Source organism: Asanoa sp. NPDC049475 (genome assembly GCF_040676915.1).
Classification (GTDB): Bacteria; Actinomycetota; Actinomycetes; order Mycobacteriales; family Micromonosporaceae; genus Asanoa.
Genome location: NZ_JBFAPY010000004.1, coordinates 797,460 through 822,416, shown reverse-complemented (window position 1 = coordinate 822,416; position 24,957 = coordinate 797,460). Strand labels below are relative to the sequence as shown.

Genomic DNA, 24,957 nt, shown 5'->3' with positions numbered 1-24,957 from the left:
GCGCCGCCTCGGGATTGGGGGAGGAGGCGCCGGCGAACTAGGCCGAGGCTTCCGGTCGCTGCTTTGCCTGCGCGGGCCTAGTTCTGGAGGTCTGGGCCGGCGCGGCAGTTTCGGCCGCGCCGGCGGTTCGGCCGGCTATCGTCTCCGTCGGTGCTGTTCGCGGGTCCGCGGCTCCGTCCGCGCTGGCGACCGGTGAGGGCGCGCTCGGCTGGGCTATCGAATCCGGCTGCTCGGCGGAGCCTGGTCCGGTGGCTGAATCCGCTTGGTATGGCCGGATGGCTGGGGCGTCCGGCAGGACGATGCCGCGGATCGTCAGGTAGACCGCGTGCACGGCCAACACGCGCTCGACCTCGTCGAGGATCGGGGCGAAGAACTGGTGTCGCTGTTCCGCGTCGATCATCGACGTGACGGCGAAGTACATGCTCCCGAACCCGGCCAGCACAGCCGCGTTCTTCAACAGCGCGACCGGCACCGAACCCACCATGACCGGGTCGGCGCCGATCCACTGCGCGGCGGTCTCCCTGTTGACCATCAGGAAACCCAGCAACACGAAGAAGCCGAACAGACCGAGCCCGACCACGGCGGCCTGTACGAGCTGGCGCGTGGCGAGGATGACCAGCAGGTTTGTGATTTGACCGTTGGTCAGCCGGACCGGAGCGAGCGGCTCCCCGTGCGGCGTCACGTCGGACATGTCCACCATGGACAGCGGTGTGCGCTTGCAGGCGTGGCTCAGCCGGTCGGGCCGCAGGTCGCGCTCGACCCGGCCGATCTCGTCGCGCAACCGGCCCGCGCTGGCCAGGATCGTCACCGCCGCGAACAGGGCCAGCACCCAACCGACCCGGTCCCAGCCGAGCCGGTGCATCGCCTGCCACAGCTCACCGGTGAAGAAGAAGAACAACGTCACGAACAGCAGCATCGGCAGCGCGCGCCCCTGCAGCCGCAGGCTGTTGCGCATGTCGTCGATGGCGTGCCGGACGGCGCTGCGCAGCAGGGGCAGCAGGCCGTAGGTGACCACCAGGTAGCCGCCCGCCGTGGTCGCCGCGGCCGCCAGCAGGTATTTGGCCACTCCTTCGCCCGACCAACCGACCTTGAGCGCGGCCAGCGGCACGGCGGCGAGCAGGATCGCGTACCCGGCCAGCAATGCCCATGCCGTGACCAGCGAGAACCTGGGCATCCGGCGGCTCAGGGCGGCCAGTGCGGGCCAGGCCGCGAGCGCGACCACGAGGGCGGCGAGCCCGATCAGGTCGTGGGTCCGCCCCTCGGCGCCGGCGGCGAGCGAGCCGAACCAGGCGATGTCGACGACCGCGACCATCGCCAGGTACGGAGCCATGCGGGGGAGCACGTGCCGGCGGAAGTCGTACCCGGCGATCATCTGTGGCACGCCACGCCGGACGAACCAGCGCTCGGTCTGCCGGACGAGGGCACGGGATGCGGTGAGCGGCACGCACTGATGGTGCCAGGCGCGGGTGCCCGGCGCCCGCCCCGCACGTTCGTGTGATGGGGGTTCGGCGGCGAAGTGGGGTAGCTTGAGGCGCGTGGAGCACGCGCACGTGATCGACGACGTGGCCGAGGTCCTCGCGACCGAAGACGAGATCGCCGCCCGTGTGGCCGAGTTGGCCGCGCGGATCGAAGCGGACTACGCGGGGCGCGACCTGCTCCTCGTGGGAGTGCTCAACGGGGCGGCGACGGTGACCGTCGACCTGGCCCGTGCCCTGCACCGGCACGTGGAGATCACCTGGATGGGCATCACCTCGTACGGCGCCGGCCAGGGCGGCTCCGGGGCGGTCCGCCTCCGCAAGGACATCGACGTGGACGTGGCGGGCCGCGACGTCCTGATCGTCGACGGCGTGATCGACACAGGGCTCACGGCGGCCTGGCTGATGACCAACCTGCGCGCCCGTGGCCCCGCGTCACTCGAGTTCTTCGGCCTGTTCCGCAAGCCCGGCGCCCAGAACGCCAACATCCGGTATGTCGGCTTCGACGTACCCGCTGGCGTCGTTGTCGGTTATGGCCTCGACTACCAGGGCCGCTACCGCAACCTGCGCTGCTGCGCCCGGCTGGCCCCGCACGTCTTCGACCGGGCGTCAGCAGGTGTCGTCGGCGGTGCACAGCCGGTCGGCGGCGCGCTGGCCGAGTAGCCGCACCCGTTCCGGCTTGTCGCTCTCCGTCATGACGAAGCTGACCCGGTCGCCCACCCGGACCACCGCCACCGTCATGGCGCCGTGCGAGAGCTCGGCGCCGTCCAGGCCGACGGTGCGGACCCGCAGCCGGACCAACCGCGACTGATCGCCCGCGAAATCCTTCGCCAGCACGGTGTACGTGGTCGTCGTGTTCCCGGGCCGCTGCTCGGTGGTGGCCTCGCCGCCTTGCGTCTCCCAGCTCTCACACGCTGACGTCACCCGGTCGACGTCAGCGATCACCTGGCTGGCCGCCCCGGCGGGGAAGCGGCTGCCCTCCAGAAAGACGCGCTGCTCGCCGTGTTCGAGGTAGGCGTGCCGATACCAGAGGTAGGACTTGTAGGCCGTGATCTGCAGGCCGGCGTAGGCCGGGCAGTCGTCCCGGCCGAACAGCCACGTCGGGTAGGTGCCAGGCGAGTAGCCGTACTCGTTCTCGACGTGATAGCCGGCGCCGACGTCGGCCGGCTGCAGCAGGGCGGACTTCGGGAACAGCTTCGACCCGTCGAAGTCGGCGTCCTCGGTGGGCGGCGGCGTGGGAGCGGGGGAGGTCGGCGCCGGAGAGGTCGCGGTCGGCTCCGGTGCGGCGGGTGTCGAGCGGGGGCCGGTGACCAGCCATCCAGCGCCCGCGAACACGACCAGAACACCGACGGCGGCCAACACCATCGAGCGCCGCTGGGTCCTGGTGCGGCCGCGCAGGCGGATCTGATCGGGCTCGTCCCACGCGACGTCGGGAAGCTCGTGGTCGAGCCGACCGGCCAGCTCTTCGAGATCAGCCACGGTTCACCTCCGCCATGTTGTCGTCACCGAGCAGGTGGGCCAACGCCACCCGGCCCCGGGACAGCCGGGCCTTCACCGTGCCGACGGCGACGTCGGTCTCGGTCGCGATGTCAGCGACGGACATCCCTAGTACGTAGTGCAGCGCGAGCGCCGTCCGCTGGTTGCCCGGCAGTTGCCGCAGCGCGCCGACCAGCGCCACGGTGTCGGGCGTCGGCCCGTCGACCGGGGCCGGAGCACCGTGCCGGGCGTACGCCCGCGCCCGACTGCGCCGCCCCCGCCACCGACTGATCGCGATCCGGGCGGCCACGACCCGCACCCACGACTCGGGATCCGGATAGCGCCCGACGGTCGCCCACCGCTGCCAGGCCCGGACGAACGCCTCCTGCACGACGTCCTGAGCCTCGACAACGTCGCCGGTGAGCACGTAGACGTAGCCCAACATGCGCCGCCGACCAGCCCGGTAGAACTCGTCGAAGTCCGCCTCGCGTGCGCCGTCCATCCACCCCTCCGCCACACCAGATGCGGGATATACGCCCGAGCCAGCCAGAAGGTTGCAGAAATCCCAACCCGGATCCCACCGCGGGCACCGGACGGCTCCGCACCACGTCGGCGTGGCCTCATACAGACCGACAATCACGCGCGCCGGGACGCACCAGCGCGAGGCCGACGGCGGCCGAGCGGATTTGACCGCCGGAAGGTCGCAGTGCCGGCCACCGGCTGTTGCCACGGCGTTCGGTTAGCCGCGTAGTCGCTGGCCGCCTCGGCCATTTCTGCGTGCTAGGCGTGGGCGTTGCCCCGCCGTTTCGGTCATCCGCGTAGTCGTAGGCCGCGTGGGGTCGCCCGGAAGCCCGCCGACGTCAGCGCATCTCGCAGCGGCGACGCGTAGACGCCTTCGCCGTCCGCGCGTTCGACCGACAAAGCACCCAACGCCCCGGTGTGAACAGCGTCGGCCAAAGCCTTCGCCGCGGCGGTCAGCGACTCCTGGTCGTCGGTGAAAGAAAGCAGGGTCCGGCCACCGCGTTCCACGTAGAGGGTCAGGTCTCCGCCGACCACGACCACCAGGGCGCCGGCCTTGCGGCCCGCTCGGTGGCCCGTCGCCGGGCCGGGTTGGCCCTCGCCCGAGTCGACCGCGCGGTCCGGCCACGGTAGGGCCGCGCCGTAGGGGTTGGCCGGGTCGGTTGCTGCCAGCACCAGGGCGAAGCCGCCGGTGGTGCGGCTGCGGCCCGGTGGCTCTTCGACCGCCTCGACGCGGTCGTTGCGGTCGGCGATGGCGCGTAGTCGGTCGACGGCGCCCGGCACCGCGAACTGGGCCGCGCCCAACCCCTCGACGAAGTAGCCGCGGCGGGCCGCTCCGCGTTCCTCCAGTGCCGCGAGCACCGGATAGACCGCTGCGAAGCCGCCCGTCACGCCCTCGGCGGCGGCTACGCCTCGGGTGACCACGCCGTGGCGTTCGAGGAGGACGTCCGCCAGGGCGGCGGCTCGGCGGGTCGGGTCGGCGTCGCGTTCCGGTAGCCGGGACCAGCGGCCTGCCACCGTCGGCGGGCCGGTGCGGCTCGGCATCACCGCTCGGCCGCCCGGGCGGCGGTAGCGGGTGCGCGGCGTGCTCGGCCGCGACCGGTGTGCGCCGCCGGCGCCGAGCACGGCGCGCAGCGGTGCCAGCGTGTCGTTGGTCAGGTGGCCGGCCCAGACCAGGTCCCAGACCGCCGCGACCAGGTCGGAGTCGTCCGTGGAGCCGACCCGGTCGGAGAGGGTGCGGAAGAACAGCGCCTGACCGTCGGACAGGGCGGACAGCACCGCCTCGTGCAGCGGGGTCAGTGCCAGCGCGTCGTCGGGGACCGGCAGCAGCAGCGGCGCCGAGTCGGCGTAGGCCAGCGTGACCCAGCCGTCGCCGCCCGAGATGGCGCCGCCGCCGGCCCAGACCACCTCGCCGCTCGCGCACAGCTCGTCGAGGTAGCCGGGCTGGTAGTCGGCCACCCGGGCCGGCAGCACCAGCCGCTCGAGCGCGGAACCCGGCACCGCCAGGCCCTGTAGCTGCTCGACGGCCGCCTCGACCGCCTCCACACCGCGGGCCGACGAGCCGACCTGCTGCCAGCGCGGCAGGAAGGTGGCCAGCACCCGCGGTGGCACCGGCTCGATCTCGCGGCGCAGTGCGGCCAGTGACCGCCGGCGCAGCATCCGCAGGACCTCGGCGTCGCACCACTCGCTGCCCGCGCCGCCGGGGGAGAACTCGCCGGAGACGACCCGGCCGGTCGCGGCGAGCCGGCGCAACGACTGCTCCACCACGTAGACGCCGAGCCCGAAGCGGGCCGCTGCGGTGATGGCCGCGATCGGCGCGTGCGTGCGGGCGTAGCGGGCCATCAGGTCGCCGAGCGGGTCGGCCACCGGCTCGAGGTGAGCGGTCGGGATGCCCACCGGCAGCGCCACGCCGAGCGCGTCGCGGTAGCGGCCCGCGTCGTCGATGCCGATGAACCGGTCCTCGCCGGCGATCCGCACCAGCAGCGCCCGCCGGGCGGCGACCAGCTCGGTCGCCCACTCGACGGAGGCGCCCCGCAGCGTCAGCTCGGCGGGGGAGAGGTCGCCGAGCAGGCGGAGCAGCTCGGCCACGTCTTCTGCGTCGCGCGGCGACCGCTCGGGGGTCAGCCATTGCAGCTGCCGCTCGGTCTCGGTGACCACCGCCGGCTCGAGGAGCTCGCGCAGGTCGACCCGGCCGAGCAGCTCGCCCAGCAGCGCCGAGTCGAGGGCCAGCGCGGCCGCCCGGCGCTCGGCGAGCGGGGAGTCGCCCTCGTAGAGGAAAGCGCCGACGTAGCCGAACAGCAGCGACCGGGCGAACGGCGACGGCCGCTGGGTCTCGACCTCGACCAGGCGCACCTTGCGGGCGGCCAGATCGCGCATCAGGCCGCTCAGCCCCGGCACGTCGAAGACGTCCTGCAGGCACTCGCGGGCCGCCTCCAGAGTGATCGGGAAGTCGCCGTATTCGCGGGCCACGTCGAGCAGTTGCGCCGAGCGCTGCCGCTGCTGCCAGAGCGGCTGCCGCCGGCGCGGGTCGCGGCGCGGCAGCAGCAACGCGCGGGCCGCGCACTCGCGGAACCGGGCGGCGAACAGCGCCGACCCACCGACGGCCTCCTCGACGATCTGCGTGATCTCGTCGGGGTCGAACGCCACGATGTCGGCGCCCGGCGGCTCGTCGGCCGTGTCGGGCAGCCGCACGACGATGCCGTCGTCGGAGGGCATCACCTGGGCGTCGACGCCGTAGCGCTCCGCCAGCCGCTGCCCGACCGCAAGCGCCCAGGGGCCGTTGACCCGGGCACCGAGGACACAGTGGACGGCCATCCGCCAGTCGCCGAGCTCGTCGCGGAACCGCTCGACCACCACCGTGCGGTCGTCGGGCAACGAGCGCGTCGCCTCCCGCTGCTCGGTCAGGTAGGCCATCAGGTTGCCGGCCGCCCAGTCGTCGAGACCGCCCTCCTTCAAGGCGCCGACCGCCGCATCCGAATCCTGCTTGACCAGCGTGCGTAGCCGGGCGCCGATGGCCCGGCCCAGCTCGACCGGCCGGCCGATCTGGTCGCCCTTCCAGAACGGCATGCGGGCCGCCTGGCCGGGCGCGGGCGAGACCAGCACCCGGTCGGGCGTGATGTCCTCGATGCGCCACGAGGTCGAGCCGAGCAGGAAGACGTCGCCGACCCGCGACTCGTAGACCATCTCCTCGTCGAGCTCGCCCACCCGGGCCGCGCGCTCGGAGCCGGCGAGGAAGACGCCGAACAGCCCGCGGTCGGGGATCGTGCCGCCGCTGGTCACCGCCAGCCGTTGGGCGCCGGGACGACCGGTGAGCTGGTCGGTCGCGCGGTCCCAGACCAACCGTGGACGTAGCTCGGCGAACGCGGTCGACGGATAGCGGCCCGAGAGCATGTCGAGCACCGCGTGCAGTGCCGAGTCGGGTAGCTCCGCGAACGGCGCCGCCCGGCGCACCAGCACCGACAGGTCGCCGACCGCCCACGGGTCGAGCGCCACCATCGCGACGACCTGCTGTGCCAGCACGTCGAGCGGGTTGCGCGGGTAGCGCAGCTCCTCGATCGCGCCCTCGCCCATCCGCTCGGCGACAACCGCACAGGAGACCAGGTCACCGCGGTGCTTGGGGAAGACCACCCCGCGGGAGACGGCTCCCACCTGGTGGCCGGCCCGGCCGACCCGCTGCAGGCCCGCGGCCACCGACGGCGGCGCCTCGATCTGGATCACCAGGTCGACCGCGCCCATGTCGATGCCCAGCTCCAGGCTGGAGGTCGCGACCACGGCCGGAAGCGCACCCGACTTGAGCGCCTCTTCGGTGTTCTTCCGCTCCTCGCGGGAGACGCTGCCGTGGTGGGCACGGGCGATCACCGGTGGGGCGCCGGCAGCCGCACCGGCCTGCGCCATGATCTCGGCCGGCAACCGTGCGGACCCACCCGCCGCGATCTCCTCGACCGCCTCGACCGCCAGCTCGTTGAGCCGGGCGCAGAGCCGCTCGGCGCTGCGTCTGGAGTTGGTGAAGACGATCGTCGACCGGTGCCGGGTGATCAGGTCGTAGACCCGCTCCTCGACCGCCGGCCAGATCGACGCGCGCCGCGGGGTGCCTAGCTCGTCGCCGCCGCCCGGCTCCTCGACCTCGTCGAGCCGCGTCATGTCTTCGACCGGGACCTGGACGCTGACCTCGATCGTCTTGGCGGTGGCCGGCCGCACCACGTCGACCGGCTGCGCGCCGCCGAGGAACTGCGCGACCTCGTCGACCGGCCGCACGGTCGCCGACAGCCCGATCCGCTGGGCGGGCTTGGGCAGCAACTCGTCGAGCCGCTCCAACGACAGCGCCAGATGCGCCCCCCGCTTGGTCGCGGCGACCGCGTGCACCTCGTCGATGATCACCGTCTCGACCCCGCGCAACGAGTCGCGCGCGGCCGACGTGAGCAGCAGGAACAGCGACTCGGGCGTGGTGATCAGGATGTCCGGCGGGGTGCGCGCGAAGGTCCGCCGCTCGTCGGCCGGCGTGTCACCGGTGCGCATGCCGACGGTGATGTCGGGCGGCGGCAGCCCGAGCCGCCCGGCCGCCTGCCGGATGCCGGTCAGCGGAGCGCGCAGGTTGCGCTCGACGTCGACGGCGAGCGCCTTGAGCGGGCTCACGTAGAGGACGCGGCACCGCTGCTTGCGCTCGGCCGGCAGCGGCTCGCGGGACAGCTTGTCGAGCGACCAGAGAAACGCGGCCAGCGTCTTGCCGGACCCGGTGGGCGCCACCACCAGGGCATTGCGCCCAGCACCCACCGCCTTCCAGGCACCGGCCTGGGCCTCGGTGGGCGCGGCGAAGGCGGCGGCGAACCACTCCCGGGTCGCCGGCCCGAAACTCTCCATCACGTCCACGACAGCAATCCTGCCCGAGGGGTGTGACAGAAACACGTGGCGCTATCAAAGAAACGGACAAACGGCGATCAAGGGCATCTTTTCCCGGGTTCGCGGTGGCCGCGACCGTTGCTCCCGCCGGAGACCGCTCGCTTCGCGTCGCTGCCACCTCCGCCGCTGGTCGCGCTCTCTTTGATCAGGGGTTGCGTAGGCGGGATCGCAGGGCGCGCTCGGCGGCGGGCCATTCTTCGGACAGCATCGCGAACTGGACTGTGTCGCGCCACGAGCCGTCCGGGCGGCGGCGGTGGTGACGGATGAGGGCCTCGCGGGTGGCGCCCAGGCGGGAGATGGCGGCCTGGGAGCGCTCGTTGCGGATGTCCGTGTGCCAGACCACCCGCTCCGCTCCTAGCGTCTCGAATGCCCGGGTCAGCAGGAGGAGCTTGGCTTCCGTGTTGATGCCGGTGCGCCAGGCTGACCGGCCCAGGAAGGTGTGGCCGATGGCCAGGGACGGGGCGGCCGGTGTCACCTCGTAGTACGACGTTGTGCCGACGACCTCTCCCGTCGCGGCCGAGCGCTGCACCCACGGCACCCGCTCGCCGCGGTGCCAGGCCGCCACCGCCTCGCTGACGTAGGCCGCCAGCTCGTCGCGGTCCCGGGGCTGTGGTGAGGTCAGGTGGCGCCACACCTCGGGGTCGGCCGTCGCCTTGAACAGCTCGTCCACATGCGACACGTCGAGCGGCTCGAGGATCACGTGCGAGCCGACGAGCGGAGCCGGTTCGAGCCACGGCGAGACGGTGGGTCGCAGGTAGGAGGGCGTCGGCACCGAGACGCCGGCATCCGATGAAGGCACGCCAGGGGTGAGCCGCAGCGGCACCACGCCGGCCCAGTAGGGGAGGTCCAGGTCGAACTCCTCCTCGCGTACGCCACCGGTGCGTCGCCGGGCCGAGACCTCGCGCAGCGGCAGCGCCAGCACCGCCGTCTCGGCCAGCTCGCGCTTCGTCGGCGGCCTGGTCTGCGCGGCCCGGCCGGCGCCCAGCTTCTCCACCAGCGCGGTCATCGCGGCCCGCTTCGCGGTCTCGTCGGTGACCAGGGTCGCGACGCCGTGCGCGACCACCGACCGGTAGTTGGCGCTGTGGTGGAACTGCGAGCGCGCGTAGACCAGCCCGTCGAGCAGCGTGACCGTCACGCACACCGGCAACCCGTCACCGCGGGCGCCGAGCAGCGGGCGGCTGCCGGTCGAGCCGTGCAGGTAGAGCGTGTCGCCCACCCGCACGTGCAACGTCGGCAGGACCCGCGGCGAACCGTCGACCACGAACGCCAGCGCGCAGTGGAATGCCTCGTCCAGGACGGCGTGCACGGTCTCGGCGTCGTAGGCCATCCGGTCGCGGGCGCGGGTCGCGGTCGTCCGTTCCGTCGGCGCGTACATCGTTGCCTCCCCGGTTTTGTTATAGTACATTCTTGAAACTGTGACAGCACATTATCAGATCGTCGGTTCCACGGCGGCCGAGATTTCGGCGAGCATCGAGGAGGGCGTGCGCACCGGCGCGCTCGCGCCCGGCACGCCGTTGCCACCCGTCCGCGGGCTGGCCGACGGCCTCGGTGTCAGCGCCGGGACGGCCGCGAAGGCGTACCAGACGCTGCGCTCCCGCGGTGTGATCGAGACCGCGGGCCGCAACGGCACCCGGGTGCGGCCCCGCCCGCCGGTCAGCGGCGGCCGCGCGACGCTGGTCGTGCCGCCCCCGGCCGGCACCCTCGACCTGCTCTCCGGCGAGCCCGACCTGCGCCTGCTGCCACCGCTCGGCCCCTACATCCGGCGCCTCGCCGACGCCGACCCGGTGGGCTACAACCACGCCGGCACGCACCCCGAGCTGGCCGAGGCGGCCGCGGGCCGGCTCGCCGCCGACGGGGTCGACGCGGCGCACCTCACCGTCACCAGCGGCGCCCTCGACGGCATCGACCGGCTGCTCGCCGCCAACCTGCGCCCCGGCGACAAGGTCGCGGTGGAGGACCCGGGCTGGGCCGCCGTGATCGACCTGGTCGCCGCGCAGGGCCTGGAGGTGGTCGGCGTCCCCGTCGACGACGAGGGGCCGACGCCGTCCGGGACGGAGCTCGCGCTCAGCGCCGGAGCCCGGGCGTTCATCGTGACCAGCCGCGCGCACAACCCCACAGGCGCCGCGGTCACCCGGCGGCGCGCCGCCGACCTGCGCCGGGTGCTGGCCGAGCACCCCGACGTGCTGCTCGTCGAGGACGACCACTGCGCCGAGCTGTCCACGGTGCCCCTGCACACGCTGGCCAAGGCGACCCGCAACTGGGCCTTCCTGCGCTCGGTGAGCAAGCCCTACGGCCCCGACCTGCGGCTGGCCGTGCTGGCCGGCGACGCGGCGACGATCGCCCGGGTGGCCGGCCGGATGCGGCTCGGCTCGGGCTGGGTGTCCACGTTGCTGCAACGGGTGGTCGCCGGTCTGTGGGCGGACCCGGCCGTGGTCGAGCTGGTGGACACGGCGCGCGACAGCTACGAGCGGCGGCGCGGTGCGCTGCGGGCCGCGCTGGACGCGCACGGGTTGCAGAGCCAGGGCCACACCGGGATCAACGTCTGGGTCCCGGTACGCGACGAGACCTCGGTGGTCACGGCGTTGCGGGATGCCGGCTACGCGGTCGCTCCGGGCTCGCTCTACCGCCTGGGCGCGCCGGCCGGCATCCGGATCACGATCAGCCGGCTGGACGACGACAAGATCGAGCCGCTGGCGGCCGCGGTCGCGGCGGCGGCCGGCGGCCGTCAGCCCCGGTCGTTCAGCGCCTGAAGAAGGCGTACCCCCCAGGTGAGGACCCGGGCGGAAGGGGTAGAAAGACCGAATGGCGCCGACCGAACCACCACCCGGGGCAGAACGGTTCATCCCCGACGCAGCACACACCCTGGACGGCCTGAAACGGGCCGCGCCGGACTGCCGGGGCTGCGAGCTCTACGCCGACGCCACCCAGGTGGTCTTCGGCCGGGGCGACGCCAACGCCAAGATCGTCATGGTCGGCGAACAGCCGGGCGACATCGAGGACCAGAAGGGATTCCCGTTCGTCGGCCCGGCCGGCCATCTGTTGCGCCGCGCGGTCGACGCCGCCGGCATCGAGGTGCCCGAGGTCTACCTGACCAACGCGGTCAAGCACTTCCGCTTCGAGATGCGCGGCAAGCGTCGCATCCACCAGACCCCGGAACGTCAGCACATCGAGGCCTGCCGACCCTGGCTCGTCTCCGAGTTCGCCCTGCTCCGCCCGCGCGTGGTCGTGGTGCTCGGCGCGACGGCGGCCAAGGCCCTGCTCGGCCCGTCGTTCCGGGTGACGAAGCAGCGTGGCCAGGTGCTCCCGTGGCCGGACGCCGCGCAGCACCCCGACGACTTCCGCGTCGCACCGATCGAGGGCGGCAAAGAGGTGCCGCCGGCCAAGCTGGTCGCCACCATCCACCCGTCGGCCGTGCTTCGCGCCGACGACCACGACACCGCCTTCAACGGCCTGGTCGACGACCTGAAAGTGGTGGCGGCTACCGCTCGTCGATGAGCGAGCGGCCCAGCGCGTACGCCTCGAACAGGTCCGAACCGGCGTAGGCCGCACCGGCCACACCCGCCACGTGGGCGTCGGCGTTGACGGCCACCGTGGTGCGGCCGAGGTGGGCGAACAACGGAACGTCCGAAATGGAGTCGCCGTAGGCGACGCACCGCGTCACCCCGTGCCGCGCGCACAGGTCGACGGCGATCCGCACCTTGTCGGCCGGCGTCAGGATGCCCAACGGGTCGACCGGGGTCACGAACGGCACCGCGGGAAACCGCGACGCCACCACCTCGTCGACCCCCTCGTCGAGGAGGAGGCGGGCGAAGAAGTCGGGCGACATGGTGATCACCGCCGACCGTTCGCCGCGCCGCCGGATGTCGGCGCAGACCTCGCGGATGCCGGTCAGCCATGGACTGCCGGCGTAGACGGCCGCGACGATGTCGAGGGTCAGCCCGCGCCAGAGCCGGTGCACACCGCGCGCGAACCCGACCGTGTCGATCGCGCCCGCCACGAACGCGGCCTCCAGCGCGGCCACCTCCGCGACCGTCCCCGTCGCCCGGCCGATCTGCAGGCTCGCCGAGCTTCCGCGCAGCAGCGTGCCGTCCATGTCGAACACGTGCAGGATCGTCACGACAGCAGCTCGCGGGCCGCGGCCAGGAAACGGTCCTCGGCCGCGGCGGCCGCCGGATCCGCGTCCCGCATCGTCGGAAAGTCGTGCAGGAGACCGGCTTCACGCCAATGCCGCACGGGTACGCCCGCGGCGGTCAACCGCGCCACGTAAGCCTCACCCTCGTCGCGCAGCGGGTCGTGCTCGGCGGTGACGACCAGCGCCGGCGGCATGCCGTGCAGGTCGGCGACCAACAGGTTGACCGCGTCCGACGCGCGCACCGAAGCCGACGGCACCCACCAGCCGATCCACTCCCGCAGCTGCGCCGGGTCGAGGAAGCCGTTGTCGGCCTCGGATACGACGCTCGGCGAGCTCAACGTCAGATCGGCGTTGGGACACACCAGCAACTGGGCGAGCAACCCCGGGACCCGCAGCGCGGCCAGTGCCGCCAGCATCCCGCCGGACGAGTCGCCGGCGACCGCCACCGGCTGACCGGCCAGCGCGGTGAGCACGGCGACCACGTCGTCCACCGCCGCCGGCCACGGATGCTCGGGCGCACGCCGATAGTCGACCGCGACCACCCCAGCACCGGTCGCCGCGGCCAGCCGGCGTACCTGCGCGTCGTGCGTCTCCAGATCGCCGATCACGAAGCCGCCGCCGTGCAGATAGACGATCACGGGGATCGCGTCGGGCTGGTAGACGCGCACCGGCACGCCACCGACGAGGCGGTCGAGAGTGGACATCGGCGGACCGGGGGAGCGTCGTGCCGCCCGCGAACGCGCACCGTCCCGCAGCGCGGCGATCTTGTGGTCCATCGCCCTCACCCTAGGTCAGCCGCCGGAGAAGCTCTCCTCGACGTCGTCGTCGAGCTCGGTCAGCGCGTGCTCGACGACGGCCGCGAGCGCGGTCTCGTCGAGCCCGTCGGCGGACATCTCCAGCACCGCGAGCGCCCCACCGCTGGGGATGTCCCGGACCACGAGGTCGGCCTGCCAGCCGTCCGCCCGCCAGGCCGCGACGAGCCCGGGCGCCGTCGCCACCGGGCGGTGGTGCAGCGGCTCGGGCAGCCACCCCACCCGCGCTGGATCGGTCGCCACGTTGAAGACGACCTCGGGCTCGGCCGACATGCCCCGTTCTCGTCGAACGCTCACACCAGGAAGCCTAGGGCGTGTCTCGTGGATCATGCCGGCACCCCGCCGGGGCACCACCCTGATCCACGAGACACGCCCTGCGCGTCAGGTGGCCTCCGCAGCGACCTCGCCACTGCGGCGCAGGTGCTGCCACTTGAGCAGGCCGCCGGTCAGCGCCGTGGCCGCCGCATGCACCAGCACCAGGTACATCACCTGGCGGTAGACCAACTGCTGGAACGGCAGTGCCCACAGCGGCCGCAGCGGTTCGCGGTCGAGCCGGAACGCCAGGATCGCGGTCACCACCTGGATCACCAGCACCGCGAGCCAGGCCGCCAGCGCCTCGACCCGGTCGAGGAAGAACAGCCCGTACACGGCGAGGATGTCCAGCACCGGGGCCAGCAGGGGCAGGAGCACCGAGAACAGCGCGATGAAGGGCAGGCCGCGCCGGCCGAACCGGCCCGAGGCGCCGTGCTCGATCACCGCGCGGCGGTGCCGCCACATCGCCTGCATCGTGCCGTAGCTCCACCGGTAGCGCTGCCGCCAGAGCTGCCCGAGCGTGCTGGGTGCCTCGGTGCGGGCGACGGCCGTCTCCTCGTAGACGACGCGCCAGCCGGCCCGGTGGATCGCCATCGTCAGGTCGGTGTCCTCGGCGAGCGTGGCCCGGCTGAGCCCGCCCGCCTCGCGGACCGCCTGCCGGCGGAAGCCGCCGAGCGCGCCCGGGATGGTCGGCATGCAGCGCAGCGTGTCGTAGAGGCGGCGGTCGAGGTTGAAGCCGATCACGTACTCGATGTGCTGCCAGCGCCCGATGATCTTTCGCCGGTTGCCGACCTTGACGTTGCCGGCGACGGCGCCCACCCGCGGGTCGGCGAACGGCTGCACCAGCTTGTGGATCGCGTCCGGCGTGACGACCGTGTCGGCGTCGACCATCACCAGCAGGTCGTGGCGGGCCAGCGCGACACCGGCGTTGAGCGCGGACGCCTTGCCGCCGCCCGGCACCCGGACCACCCGCACGTTGGGCAGGCCGAGCGCCTCCACCTCGTCGGCGGTGCCGTCGTCGGACTCGTCGTCGATCACCAGCACCTCGATGCCGGGATGGTTGCCGGTGGCCAAGGTGCGTACCGCCGCGGCGATGGTCCGCTGCTCGTTGTAGGCCGGGACGATCACCGTGACCGGCTCGTTGACCTCGGGTCCCCACGACCAGGTCCGCGCGCGGCGGCGGCGGGCGTGCCGCAGCGCGAAGCCGAAGAGCACCAGGGTGCGCGCCAGGGTCAGCGCGCCGACCAGCAGCAACAGGAACCAGAGGACCCGGTTGGTGCCGTCCGCGATCTTGACCGCCCAGACCAGCAGCCCACCGCGGATCTGGTCGGCCCGGCTGGCCTTGCCCGCGGCCAGACCGGGCGCCTGCTTGCCGAACGCCCCTTCGACGGTGGTGAACCGGTAGCCGCGCTGGCGCATCATCGGGATGAACCGGTCGAGCGCGGCCACGGTCTGCGCGCGGTCGCCGCCCGCGTCGTGCAGCAGCACCACGGCACCGCGACCGTCCTGGGGCGTGGAGCTCCGGACGATCTGGTCGACACCGGGGCGCGCCCAGTCGCGGCTGTCGGTGTCGTCGAACACCGAGACCATGTCCTGGCCACCCGCACCGCGGACCACCGACCAGTGCTCGTTGTCCAGCGAGTCGACCCCGCTCGAGTACGGCAGCCGCAACAGCGGCGTGGTCACGCCGGCGGCGTACGCGATCGCGGAGCGGGTCTGGCCGATCTCGAGCCGTTGCCGCCAGCCGCTCATCCCGGCGAGGTCGGGGTGTGTGAACGTGTGCACACCGACCTCGTGACCCTCGCGCACCATCCGGTCGACGAACTCCGGATGCCGGCTGGTCTGCGAGCCGAGGACGAAGAAGGTGCCGGGCACGCCGTGCTTGTGCAGGACGTCCAGCACCTTAGGCGTCCACAATGGATCTGGGCCGTCGTCGAAGGTCAGCACGATCGTGCGGTCGGGCACCTGATGGCTGGCCACCCGTCCTGTTCTCGCGTCGACCACCGGGCCGCCCTCGCGTACCGCCGCCGGCACCGCGTCGTGCCGACCCGGCTCACCCTCGTTGTCCGGTGCGAACCGGGAGTTGGCGTACGCGCCGATGGCCAGGAGGTTGGCCAGCACGAGCGTGCCGACACCGGCGATGATCCAACGCCGCCCGGCGAACCGGGACTTGCGGGGTTCGGGCGTGGCGATGTGCTGCGTGTCGCCGATCTTCTGGCCCTGGCGCCACGTTCCCATCAGCCGACCACGAGCACCTGGCTGAGCCAGAGCAGAGCCAGCAGGACCAGGACGAAGAGCAGCACCGCGTACGCCGTCCGGCGCAGCAGGCGACCCCGGCGGCCGCTGCGGTCGACGAAGATGGCCTGGGTGGCATCGGGCAGGCGGATCGCGCGGGTGGCGACGTCGGGCTTGTCGGCCCGGCCGCGCACGGTGCCGCTCGTGGTCGGGCGTGGAGCGTCGTGACGGATCGCGTCATCGGAGCGTGCGCGACCCACGAATCGATCGGCCATGGCACGAAGCGTAGGTTTCTCGCCCGGCACCCACATGATCAACAAGTCGAATGTCGGATATCAGGTAGCTAGGGCCTCCGCGACCGCCCGATCGAGGCCGAGCGCGGCGCCCTGCTGGTGAGCCTTGTCGTAGGTGACGTTGCCGAGGTTGCGGCGCAACATGACCTCGTCGGGGCCGTCGTCGGGCCACGGCAGCACGTACGCCGCCAGCCAGGTGGCACCCGACGGCGTCTGCAGGGCCGCGGCGGCGGCGATGAGCCGGACGGCCCGCTCGGGGTCGCCCTGGCGCGCGTCCAGGTCAGCGAGGGCGGCGATGAACAGCGGCGGGCTGTTGGTGTCGCCCTTGCCGTACGCCGCCGACAGCCCGTCGGTCAGGTAGTCGTGCGCCTCGGCGAAGTCGCCGCGGGCCATCGAGTTGAGCGCCAGGCTGTAGAGCGCGACCGACGTGCCCAGCGAGTCGTCGGCGAGCTGGGCCGCCACCAGCGCGGCGTGGAACTCGTCGGCGGCGGTGTCGTGGTCGTCCTCCAGCAGCGCGATCGCGCCCAACCGGCTGTGGTAGATGCTGGCCTGCCAGTCGTCGCCCGTCTGCGCGCTGAGGTGGCTCGCCTCCTCGATCAGCGGACGGGCGCGCTCGAAGTCGCGCTGGACGATGGCGAGGTGGCCGAGCGGCCCCGCGGCCCGGGCGATGCCCTCCATGTCGCCGACCTCGCGCAGGATGAGCAGCGCCCGCTCCAGCCGGGGTCCGCCCCGGGCCAGATCGCCGCTGGCCAGCGACATCGTGCCCGCGGATAGCAGCGCCCGGCCGTAGCCGCGGCGGCTCAGGTACTCGCTCATCTCGAAGATCCGGGTCAGGTAGCGCAGCGCCTCGTCGACGTGGCCGTGGAGCCACCAGAACACCCAGATCGCCTCGGCGAGCCGCAAGGCGGACTCCGGGTCGTGGTGGTCGAGGAACCAGCCCATCGCGGCGATCAGGTTGTCGTGCTCGGCCTCCAGCCGGTCGAGCATCCCGGTCTCGGCGAGCCGGCTGAGGCAGGGCTCGACGCTGACCGCGAGGTTCAGGTAGTGCGCCGCGTGCGCGTCGTGCGCGGGGTCCCAGTCGGGTCCGTCGCGGAGCTGGTCGAGCGCGAACTCCCGGATGCTGTCGAGCATCCGGAAACGCGTCTCGTTCGCCTTGGTCTCCTGCCGGATCAGGCTGCTCTGCACCAACCCGTCGAGGGCGTCCAGCACGTCCGCGTCGTCGGCGTCCAGCGCGCTGACCGACTCCCCGGCGTCGGCGCCCAGCGCGCCGATGGACTCCCTGGCGTCGGCACCGAGCGCGCCGACGGTGTCCGCGGCCTCGAGCGTGAAGCCGCCCATGAACACGGACAGCCGGCGGAACACCGCCTGCTCACCTGGGCTGAGCAGGTCGTAGCTCCAGCCGACGGCGTCGCGCAGCGTGCGCTGCCGGTCGGGCAGGTCGCGCGCGCCACCGGTGAGCAACTCCAACGGGCGGCCCATCCGCTGCAGGATGGCCGCCGGCGGCAGGACGCGGACCTTCGCCGCCGCGAGCTCGATCGCCAGGGGCAGGCCCTCCAGCCCCCGGCAGATCTCCACCACCGCGGGCAGGTTCTCGTCGGTCAGCGTGAAGGCGCCGGATGCCGCCCGTGCCCGGTCGACGAACAGCCGCACCGAGCCGTAGTGGCGTGCCGCGTCGAGGGTGATGTCCCGGTCCGGGATCGCCAGGGGCTCGAGCGCGAACGCGTGCTCGCCACTGATCCGCACCGGCGACCGGCTGGTCACCAGGGCGGTCACGCCCGCGGCGCCGGCCAGGACGTCGGCGAGCACCGGTGCCGCCTCGGCGACGTGCTCGAAGTTGTCGACGACCAGGAGCATCTGCCGGGTACGCAGGAACGCCACGATGTCGGCCACCGGACGCCAGGTGCTCGACGTGCGCAGCCCGAGCGCGCGGGCGATCGCGTCGACGACGTGTTCGGGGGAGTTGACCGTCGACAGCTCCACGTAGCCGATGCCGTCGGGGAACAGCGGCCGCAGCCGCTCGGCGAGGTCGGTGGCGAGCCGGGTCTTGCCGACGCCGCCTGGGCCGGTCAGGGTGACCAGCCGCACGTCCTCGTCCGTCAGCAGCTCGGTGAGGGCGGCGATCTCCAGGTCGCGGTCGAACATCTGGGTACGCGCGACCGGGATGACCGCCGGCGGCGCCGTCTCGGGCGCCGTGCCGCTCTCCTGGAATCGCTCGGTCAGCAGCACGGCGATGTCGTGCTCGACGAGCCGGCGCAGCTCGCGGGCGTCGCTGAAGCGGCGGAACGAGACGTCGGCGCTCGCCTCGATGTCCTCGATGAGTGCTTCCAGCCGCGGGTCACGCCGGGGCGCGGGCGTCTTGACGTAGATCAACCGAGGCATGTCGGCGGACAGCCGGTACTCGTCCTCGATGCCGGAGATTGCCGAGCCCGGCGCGGTCCAGCCGTAGTCCTCGGCGTACACCCCGACGAAGACGTGGCTCTGCGCGATGTAGGACCGGTAGACGTCGCGGGGCGGGTGCGGCCGGGCACCCTGCTCGAACATCACCGGTGCGAGGTGCAGGCGCTCGATGGCCTCGCTGACCGCCCTCCGTTCAGTCGCGAGCTCGTCCAGCGTCGAGCTGACGAACACGCGCAGCCGCTGATCCGGGGTGTGGATCAGCGACGTGGACGGGGTGGGGGTCGACAAGGTTTTTCACCACCTATTTGGGGCAATTGACGTGAATTAGCCTAGCGCCGGGTCGGTCGGATCCGGAGGCCCGCGGTCACTGGTCATCGGCCACCCACCCACTGGCCCGGGGCGGACAAGGGAGTCTCCCGGGCGTCACAGGGACAACCCACAGCCTCCTGTGCGTATTCGCGCGGGAGCAGTGGCGCGACTCACCTCCTGGCGATTGGTGGCCCGGTGTGAGGTGCGCTACAGCCGTCGCCTTGCGGTCGTAAGGCCGAAGTGTCCACTTAGGCCCTTACGGTGCGGGTGTGCCGGCAGTTAGCCTGCCGTTCATGGATGTCATCGCCGTTCAGCGCCATACCGTCCGGCTGCTGTTCGGCACGCAGATCCTGGCCGGCATCGGCACCACGATCGGCATCGCCGTCGGCGCCCTGCTCGCCGCCCGGGTCGGCGGCACCGCCATCTCCGGCCTGGCCTCCAGCATGGTGGTCGTCGGCGCGGCCGCGCTGGCCATCCCGATCAGCAAGATCATGACGGGGTACGGGCGGCGGACCGGCCTCGTGGCCGCGTACACCGTCGGCATCATCGGCTCGGTCCTGGTCGTCTTCGCGACCGTCGCGGACAGCCTCGCGCTGCTGCTGCTCGGGTTCGCCGCCTTCGGCGGCGGCTCGGCCGCCAACCTGCAGGCCCGCTACGCCGCGATCGACCTGGCCACGCCGGACCGCAGGGCGCGCCAACTCGCCCTGATCGTGTGGGCGACCACCCTGGGCGCGGTGGCCGCGCCCAACCTGACCTCGCTGGCCGACAGCGGTGGCCGGAGCTTCGGGCTGCCCGCGCTCGCGGGTCCGTTCGTGGCCAGCGCGTCGGCGTTCGCGGTCGCGGCCGTCGTGCTGTTCGCGTTCCTGCGGCCCGATCCCCTGCTCACGGCCCGCGCGCTGGCACCGGCCGCGGGCGAGCCGCGCACGGTGACGTCGCGCGACGGCTTCCGTGCCGTCTTCGCCAGCCCGACCGCCCGCCTGGGCGTAGCCGCCGTCGCCGTCGGCCACCTGGTCATGGTCGGTGTGATGTCGATGACGCCGGTGCACATCGACCAGGAGCCGGGCCACGCCGACGCCGACGTGCTCCGCATCGTCGGCCTGGTGCTCAGCGTGCACATCGTCGGCATGTACGCGTTCGCACCGGTCGTCGGCTGGCTGGCCGACCGCCTGGGCCGCCGGACCCTGGTCCTGATGGGCGCGGCGGTGCTGGTGCTGGCCTGCGCGGTCGCGGGCACGTCGGGCCATTCGACGACCTGGCTGACGGTGGGCCTGTTCCTGCTCGGTCTCGGCTGGTCGGCCACGATGGTCGCCGGGTCGACGCTGCTGTCGGAGTCGGTGGCCCTCGACGTCCGTGCGGCGGCCCAGGGCGTGTCGGACACCTTCATGGGCGCGGCAGGTGCGGCCGCCGGGGCGCTCAGCGGGGTCGTGGTGGGTGTGGCCGGGTATCCGGCTCTCACCTTGCTCGCGGCCGTCGCGGTCGTTCCGCTGGTGGCGTTGGCATTGCGGCCGCTGCCCGCCGGGCCGGCACCTTCCTCTCCCGACCCGGCCGGGCCTTCCACCTCCGACGAGAACCTGGTCGGCCCGGAGCTCGCGGGCCGCGACCTGTCAGGGCCGGCCTGACCGGGCCGCGATCCGCTCGCGGCCAGGAGCTCGCGGGCCGCGACCTGTCAGGGCCGGCCTGACCGGGCCGCGATCCGCTCCAGGTTCGCGGCGGGCCGCGACAGTCTGGGTGCCCGGACGGCCCTCGCCGGCTCTGGCCGTCCGGAGCGACAGGCGGAAGGCGGTCAGGACAGGCGGCGGCGGAGCCACCAGAAGCTGACGATGGCGAGTGCCGCGGCCAGCCCGAGGAAGACGGCGGTTTCGGCCAGTTGCAGCGTCCAGTACTGGCTGTCCGGGTGGTAGACCACGTCCTGCCGCAGGCCGAGCGAACCCACCCAGTCCGCGCACGAGCCGTTCGGCATCGTCGGGCCGCAGCGTGTCGGGTCGGCCGGGCCTGTGAAGACCTGGCCGTCAGCGGTGATCGGCTGGTTGGTGATCGTCCAGGCGTTGGTCATGTCGTTCGGCTGGACCGCCATCGAGCCGCTCTGGTCGATCATCAGCGCGTCCAGGTTGCCCATGTCGAGCGGCGGCGTCTCGTGCGTCGCCGGCGCCAGGTGGGTGCGCAGCCACAGCGGCATCGCGGCGACCGCGGCCGTGTAGACCGCCAGCGTTCCGGCCATCGCCGGCACCGTGCGGCGGACCAGCATCCCCGCGGTGACGCCGAGGGTGAAGGCGAAGACGGCGTACGCGATCGGCACGATGCCCCTCGCCCCGAAGACGAGTGGGGTGATGCGGTCGGCCGCCGCGCTGTCGACCCGGGACGCCCATGCCGTGACCGCCCAGCTCAGCACGCCCGCCGCCGCCGCGGTGGCCGCACCGACCAGGGCGAGCTTCGTGGCCAACCAGCGCGTACGCGTGATCGACTGGTTCCAGGCCAAGCGGTGCGTGCCGGCCTCGATCTCGCGGGCGACCAGCGGCGCGCCCCAGAAGATGCCGATCAGCGGCGGTGCGGCGTACATGATGGCCAGGGTCGTGTAGTAAACAGTGCCGCCGGTGCTGTTGTAGAACCGCGTCAGGAAGGCGTCGACGGCGGTGCCGCAGTCGCTCTGGCAGGCGGCGACACCCGTGTAGAGATCGGTGATGGTGCCGCGGCTGACCAGCAGCACGACGGCGATCGCGGCGAGCGCACCGGCGGCCACGACGGCCGGCGTGCGGAACTGGCGCCAGGTGAACCAGATCATCGGGCGTTCTCCAACTCGGGCCGGTGCGCCGCGACGGAGCGCGACAGATAGGCCAGGACCAGGTCTTCGAGGGTGAGCTGTTCGACGGTCAGCGACGCGTCTTCCACGGGTACGAGGCTGCGCACGACGAACGTCGACTGCCGCTCGGTGTGGCTGTGCTCGATCGCCTCGGCGCCGGCGGGCAGGTCGGCGGCGTCACGGCGGGCGCCGGTCACCCGGTAGTGGCTGCCCATCAGCTCGTCGATGTCGCCGGCGACGCGTACCCGGGAATCGGTCAGCACGATCACGTAGTCGCAGACCCGCTCCAGGTCGGACACGAGATGCGAGGAGAGGATCACGCTGGACCGGTGCTCGGCGGTGTGCGCCATCAGGCCGCGCATGAACTCGCGCCGGGCGATCGGGTCGAGGCTGGCCACCGGCTCGTCGAGGATGAGCAGCTCGGGCCGCTTGGCTACGGCCATGGTCAGCGCGAGCTGGGCACGTTGACCGCCGGAGAGCCGGCCCGCCTTCTGGCTCGGGTCCAGGCCGAGCTCGGCGATCCGCGCGTCGGCGAGCGCCTGGTCCCAGCGCGGGTTGGTGTGGGCGCCGAACCGCAGATGGTCTTTCACAGAGAGATTGGCGTACGTGGGAGCGTCCTGCGCCACGAAGCCGACCTTGGCGAGTTGGGCCGGCCCGGCGCCGGGGCGGCCACCGAGCACGGTGATGCGGCCCTCGGTGGGGGTGAGCATTCCGACGGCGAGCTGGAGGAGGGTGGTCTTGCCGGCGCCGTTCGGGCCGACCAGCCCGACGACGCGGCCGGGCGGGACGTCCAGGGTGCAGTCGGCCAACGCGACGCGCCGCCCGTACCTCTTGGTTAGGCCGTCAGCCTGCAACACCGGCCTGCTTCCCTCCGTCATGCCGCCACCTCCCCGCGGTCGGCGGAGCAAGACCGGATGCGGCTGGGTTCGCTGCGCTCGCTCATGCTGACTCCTGTAACTGGGTGCGGAAGGTGGTCGCGAACAGCGCTTCGATGCTTTCCGGGTCGAGGCCGGCGGCCTGTGCCCGGCGCAGCCAGGCCCGCAGCTCCACGCGCAGCGGCTCGACCGCGCTCGTCTCCTCGTTGAGGGTGCGGGCCACGAAGGTGCCGACGCCGGGGCGGGCGGTGACCAGGCCCTCGTACTCCAGCTCGCGGTAGGCCTTGAGCACCGTGTTCGGGTTGATCGCGACCTTCGCGACCACGTCTTTGATCGTCGGGAGCCGGTCACCCTCGCGCAGCAACCCGAGGCGCAGTGCCTGCCGCACCTGCTGGATCAGCTGCATGTAGGGCGCGACGCCGGAGCGACCGTCCAGATGAAACTCGATCATGGTTACCGCATTTCTCTAGTTTCATAGGACTATAGGTTTTAGGGGCGGGGTCCCGTCAAGGCTCGCGGCGCTGTGGGTTACCTGGATGCCGGGCGCGCGGCGTACCGTTTCGGTTCGGACTTTGTTGTGTGAGGGGTGCTGCGACTGTGCGGTTGACGGATTTCTGGACGCGGCTCGAGCAGGCGTTCGGGCCGGGGTACGCGGCCAGCATCGCCGCCGACCAGGTGCTGCCGCAGCTCGGTGGGCGCACCATCGAGCAGGCGCTGGACGCCGGGATCGAGACGGTCGTCGTGTGGCGGGCCGTGGTCGCCGCCTATCCGGACCGGGTGCCGGCGCGGTTGCGCTGAAGCGGGCTCGTCTTTCGAACGGATGTGCGGCGTGTCGCCGCGCGTAGAACACCTGTTCGGCTATTGTCCACAGCTGGCGGTTATCCACAGGCGCGGCACGGCGGCTGTTTTCTGTCATACCCAGCGCCTAGGTTGTCCGCGTGACGAAGAGTTCGAAGATGCCGGCGAAGGCAGGGGTGGCGGCGATGGCACAAGGGCCAGATCGGGACAAGGCGCTAGACCTTGCTCTCGCACAGATCGACAAACAGTTCGGCAAGGGCTCGGTGATGCGGCTGGGAGAGCGGCCGGTCATCCAGACGGCGGTGATCCCGACCGGGTCCATCGCGCTCGACGTGGCGCTCGGCGTCGGCGGTCTGCCGCGCGGGCGGGTCATCGAGGTCTACGGGCCGGAGTCCTCCGGTAAGACGACGGTGGCACTGCACGCCGTGGCCAACGCGCAGCGCGCGGGTGGCATCGCGGCCTTCATCGACGCGGAGCACGCGCTCGATCCCGACTACGCCAGGGCGCTGGGTGTCGACACCGACGCGCTGCTGGTCTCCCAGCCCGACACCGGTGAGCAGGCGCTCGAGATCGCCGACATGCTGATCCGCTCCGGCGCGCTCGACATCATCGTCATCGACTCGGTCGCGGCCCTCGTGCCCCGCGCCGAGATCGAGGGCGAGATGGGCGACAGCCACGTTGGTCTCCAGGCCCGGCTCATGAGCCAGGCGCTGCGCAAGATCACCGGTATCCTCAACAACTCGGGCACGACCGCGATCTTCATCAACCAGCTCCGCGAGAAGATCGGCGTGATGTTCGGCAGCCCGGAGACCACGACGGGTGGTCGCGCGCTGAAGTTCTACGCCTCGGTGCGCCTCGACGTGCGCCGCATCGAAAGCCTCAAGGACGGCACCGACGTGGTTGGCAACCGCACCCGCGTCAAGGTCGTGAAGAACAAGGTCGCGGCGCCGTTCAAGCAGGCCGAGTTCGACATCATGTACGGCAAGGGCATCTCCCGCGAGGGCTCCCTGATCGACGTGGGCGTCGAGCAGAACATCATCCGCAAGTCGGGCGCGTGGTACACGTACGACGGCGACCAGCTCGGCCAGGGCAAGGAAAAGGCCCGCGAGTTCCTCAAGGAAAACCCCGACGTGGCCGCCGAGATCGAAAAGAAGATCCTCGAAAAGCTCGGCGTGGGCCAGGGCGCCGGCGACGCGGCCGGCGGCCTCGAATTGCCGCCGGTCGACTTCTGACCGGCTGACCGGCAATGGCCGGTCGACGCAGGGGTGCCCGTTCCGGCCGAGGCTGGGACGCGGCACCACCACGTCCCAACACCCGCCGCCGCCCACAACCGGCCCCCGACGGAGAAACCCAGACGGACCCGACGGCCGAGTTCCTCTGGCCGGAGGGAGCCGAGGCCTTGGGCGACCCCTACGGAGGCCGAGCCGCCGTCCTGGACGACGACAACGACCCGACCACGGGCCCCGATGCGCCCGCGAGCCGCGGCCGCCCCGGCGTCGGTGGTGGTCAACGCTTCGGGCTTGGTGACGGGTCCGATTCGACTGGCGAGGGCTCGGCTTTCGGCGGTGGCGGTCGTGGTCGCCGCCGTGCTGTTGGTGGCGGCTCTGGGGTCTCTGACGGGTCTGGCGCTG

Annotated in this window: 20 protein-coding genes; 6 read left to right on the top strand and 14 right to left on the bottom strand. The window is 72.4% G+C overall.

Annotation, left to right across the window (positions count from 1 at the left end; translation table 11 throughout):
• Positions 1 to 37: 37 nt before the first annotated feature.
• Complete coding sequence (locus AB0J88_RS19445) at positions 38 to 1,444, bottom strand: hypothetical protein (protein ID WP_364342372.1); 1,407 nt, start codon at positions 1,442 to 1,444, stop codon at positions 38 to 40.
• Positions 1,445 to 1,535: 91 nt separating this feature from the next.
• Between AB0J88_RS19445 and AB0J88_RS19440 the strand changes: the two genes are divergently transcribed.
• Positions 1,536 to 2,138 (top strand): phosphoribosyltransferase family protein, encoded by a 603-nt coding sequence (locus AB0J88_RS19440; protein ID WP_364342375.1) that lies wholly within the window; start codon positions 1,536 to 1,538, stop codon positions 2,136 to 2,138.
• On the opposite strand, the gene AB0J88_RS19435 is transcribed toward AB0J88_RS19440, so the two are convergent.
• From AB0J88_RS19435 to AB0J88_RS19420, 4 genes are all read right to left on the bottom strand, one after another.
• Positions 2,085 to 2,954 carry a hypothetical protein gene (locus AB0J88_RS19435; protein WP_364342378.1) on the bottom strand — a complete coding sequence of 290 codons (870 nt, stop codon included), beginning with the start codon at positions 2,952 to 2,954 and terminating at the stop codon, positions 2,085 to 2,087. The genes AB0J88_RS19440 and AB0J88_RS19435 overlap by 54 nt on opposite strands.
• Positions 2,947 to 3,453, bottom strand: a complete 507-nt coding sequence (locus AB0J88_RS19430) for a SigE family RNA polymerase sigma factor (RefSeq protein ID WP_364342381.1) — start codon at positions 3,451 to 3,453, stop codon at positions 2,947 to 2,949. The genes AB0J88_RS19435 and AB0J88_RS19430 overlap by 8 nt, the downstream gene beginning before the upstream one ends.
• Positions 3,454 to 3,761: 308 nt before the next feature.
• A complete protein-coding gene (locus AB0J88_RS19425; protein ID WP_364344510.1) occupies positions 3,762 to 8,327 on the bottom strand; it encodes an ATP-dependent helicase in 4,566 nt (1,521 codons plus the stop codon).
• Between the two features lie 184 nt (positions 8,328 to 8,511).
• A complete protein-coding gene (locus AB0J88_RS19420; RefSeq protein ID WP_364342384.1) occupies positions 8,512 to 9,741 on the bottom strand; it encodes a bifunctional pyridoxamine 5'-phosphate oxidase family protein/GNAT family N-acetyltransferase in 1,230 nt (409 codons plus the stop codon).
• 40 nt (positions 9,742 to 9,781) lie between these two features.
• Here AB0J88_RS19420 and AB0J88_RS19415 point away from each other — a divergent pair, with 40 nt between their 5' ends.
• Both AB0J88_RS19415 and AB0J88_RS19410 read left to right on the top strand, forming a co-directional pair.
• A complete protein-coding gene (locus AB0J88_RS19415) occupies positions 9,782 to 11,116 on the top strand; it encodes an aminotransferase class I/II-fold pyridoxal phosphate-dependent enzyme (protein WP_364342387.1) in 1,335 nt (444 codons plus the stop codon).
• A gap of 52 nt (positions 11,117 to 11,168) precedes the next feature.
• Positions 11,169 to 11,861 (top strand): UdgX family uracil-DNA binding protein, encoded by a 693-nt coding sequence (locus AB0J88_RS19410; RefSeq protein ID WP_364342390.1) that lies wholly within the window; start codon positions 11,169 to 11,171, stop codon positions 11,859 to 11,861.
• On the opposite strand, the gene AB0J88_RS19405 is transcribed toward AB0J88_RS19410, so the two are convergent.
• From AB0J88_RS19405 to AB0J88_RS19380, 6 genes are all read right to left on the bottom strand, one after another.
• Positions 11,845 to 12,483, bottom strand: coding sequence for an HAD-IB family phosphatase (locus AB0J88_RS19405; RefSeq protein ID WP_364342393.1), 639 nt, complete (start codon positions 12,481 to 12,483; stop codon positions 11,845 to 11,847). The genes AB0J88_RS19410 and AB0J88_RS19405 overlap by 17 nt on opposite strands.
• Complete coding sequence (locus tag AB0J88_RS19400) at positions 12,480 to 13,274, bottom strand: alpha/beta hydrolase (RefSeq protein WP_364342396.1); 795 nt, start codon at positions 13,272 to 13,274, stop codon at positions 12,480 to 12,482. The genes AB0J88_RS19405 and AB0J88_RS19400 overlap by 4 nt, the downstream gene beginning before the upstream one ends.
• Positions 13,275 to 13,289: 15 nt before the next feature.
• Positions 13,290 to 13,607: a hypothetical protein gene (locus AB0J88_RS19395; RefSeq protein WP_364342399.1), complete on the bottom strand. Its 318-nt coding sequence runs from the start codon at positions 13,605 to 13,607 to the stop codon at positions 13,290 to 13,292.
• 84 nt (positions 13,608 to 13,691) lie between these two features.
• Positions 13,692 to 15,860: a bifunctional polysaccharide deacetylase/glycosyltransferase family 2 protein gene (locus tag AB0J88_RS19390; protein ID WP_364342402.1), complete on the bottom strand. Its 2,169-nt coding sequence runs from the start codon at positions 15,858 to 15,860 to the stop codon at positions 13,692 to 13,694.
• Entirely contained in the window at positions 15,860 to 16,132 is a 273-nt protein-coding gene (locus AB0J88_RS19385) for a hypothetical protein (protein WP_364342405.1), read from the bottom strand. Before AB0J88_RS19385 ends, AB0J88_RS19390 begins: the two co-directional genes overlap by 1 nt.
• A 60-nt stretch (positions 16,133 to 16,192) precedes the next feature.
• Positions 16,193 to 18,835, bottom strand: coding sequence for a DUF4062 domain-containing protein (locus AB0J88_RS19380; protein ID WP_364342408.1), 2,643 nt, complete (start codon positions 18,833 to 18,835; stop codon positions 16,193 to 16,195).
• A 314-nt stretch (positions 18,836 to 19,149) separates the two neighbouring features.
• On the opposite strand from AB0J88_RS19380, the gene AB0J88_RS19375 reads away from it, so the two are divergent.
• Positions 19,150 to 20,475: an MFS transporter gene (locus tag AB0J88_RS19375; protein ID WP_364342411.1), complete on the top strand. Its 1,326-nt coding sequence runs from the start codon at positions 19,150 to 19,152 to the stop codon at positions 20,473 to 20,475.
• A gap of 164 nt (positions 20,476 to 20,639) precedes the next feature.
• Here AB0J88_RS19375 and AB0J88_RS19370 read toward each other — a convergent pair whose 3' ends face one another.
• The 3 genes from AB0J88_RS19370 to AB0J88_RS19360 all read right to left on the bottom strand — a co-directional run bounded on the left by AB0J88_RS19370 (position 20,640) and on the right by AB0J88_RS19360 (position 22,979).
• Positions 20,640 to 21,635, bottom strand: coding sequence for an ABC transporter permease subunit (locus AB0J88_RS19370; protein ID WP_364342414.1), 996 nt, complete (start codon positions 21,633 to 21,635; stop codon positions 20,640 to 20,642).
• Positions 21,632 to 22,531, bottom strand: a complete 900-nt coding sequence (locus AB0J88_RS19365; protein WP_364342417.1) for an ABC transporter ATP-binding protein — start codon at positions 22,529 to 22,531, stop codon at positions 21,632 to 21,634. The genes AB0J88_RS19370 and AB0J88_RS19365 overlap by 4 nt, the downstream gene beginning before the upstream one ends.
• Positions 22,532 to 22,592: 61 nt before the next feature.
• Positions 22,593 to 22,979 carry a GntR family transcriptional regulator gene (locus AB0J88_RS19360; protein WP_364342420.1) on the bottom strand — a complete coding sequence of 129 codons (387 nt, stop codon included), beginning with the start codon at positions 22,977 to 22,979 and terminating at the stop codon, positions 22,593 to 22,595.
• A gap of 146 nt (positions 22,980 to 23,125) precedes the next feature.
• Here AB0J88_RS19360 and AB0J88_RS19355 point away from each other — a divergent pair, with 146 nt between their 5' ends.
• Together AB0J88_RS19355 and recA are read left to right on the top strand one after the other, a co-directional pair.
• The gene (locus AB0J88_RS19355) at positions 23,126 to 23,326 is read left to right on the top strand and encodes a DUF3046 domain-containing protein (protein ID WP_089254668.1); all 201 of its coding nucleotides are present in this window, start codon (positions 23,126 to 23,128) and stop codon (positions 23,324 to 23,326) included.
• A 185-nt stretch (positions 23,327 to 23,511) separates the two neighbouring features.
• Positions 23,512 to 24,558, top strand: coding sequence for a recombinase RecA (recA, locus tag AB0J88_RS19350; RefSeq protein ID WP_089254688.1), 1,047 nt, complete (start codon positions 23,512 to 23,514; stop codon positions 24,556 to 24,558).
• Positions 24,559 to 24,957 lie beyond the last annotated feature (399 nt).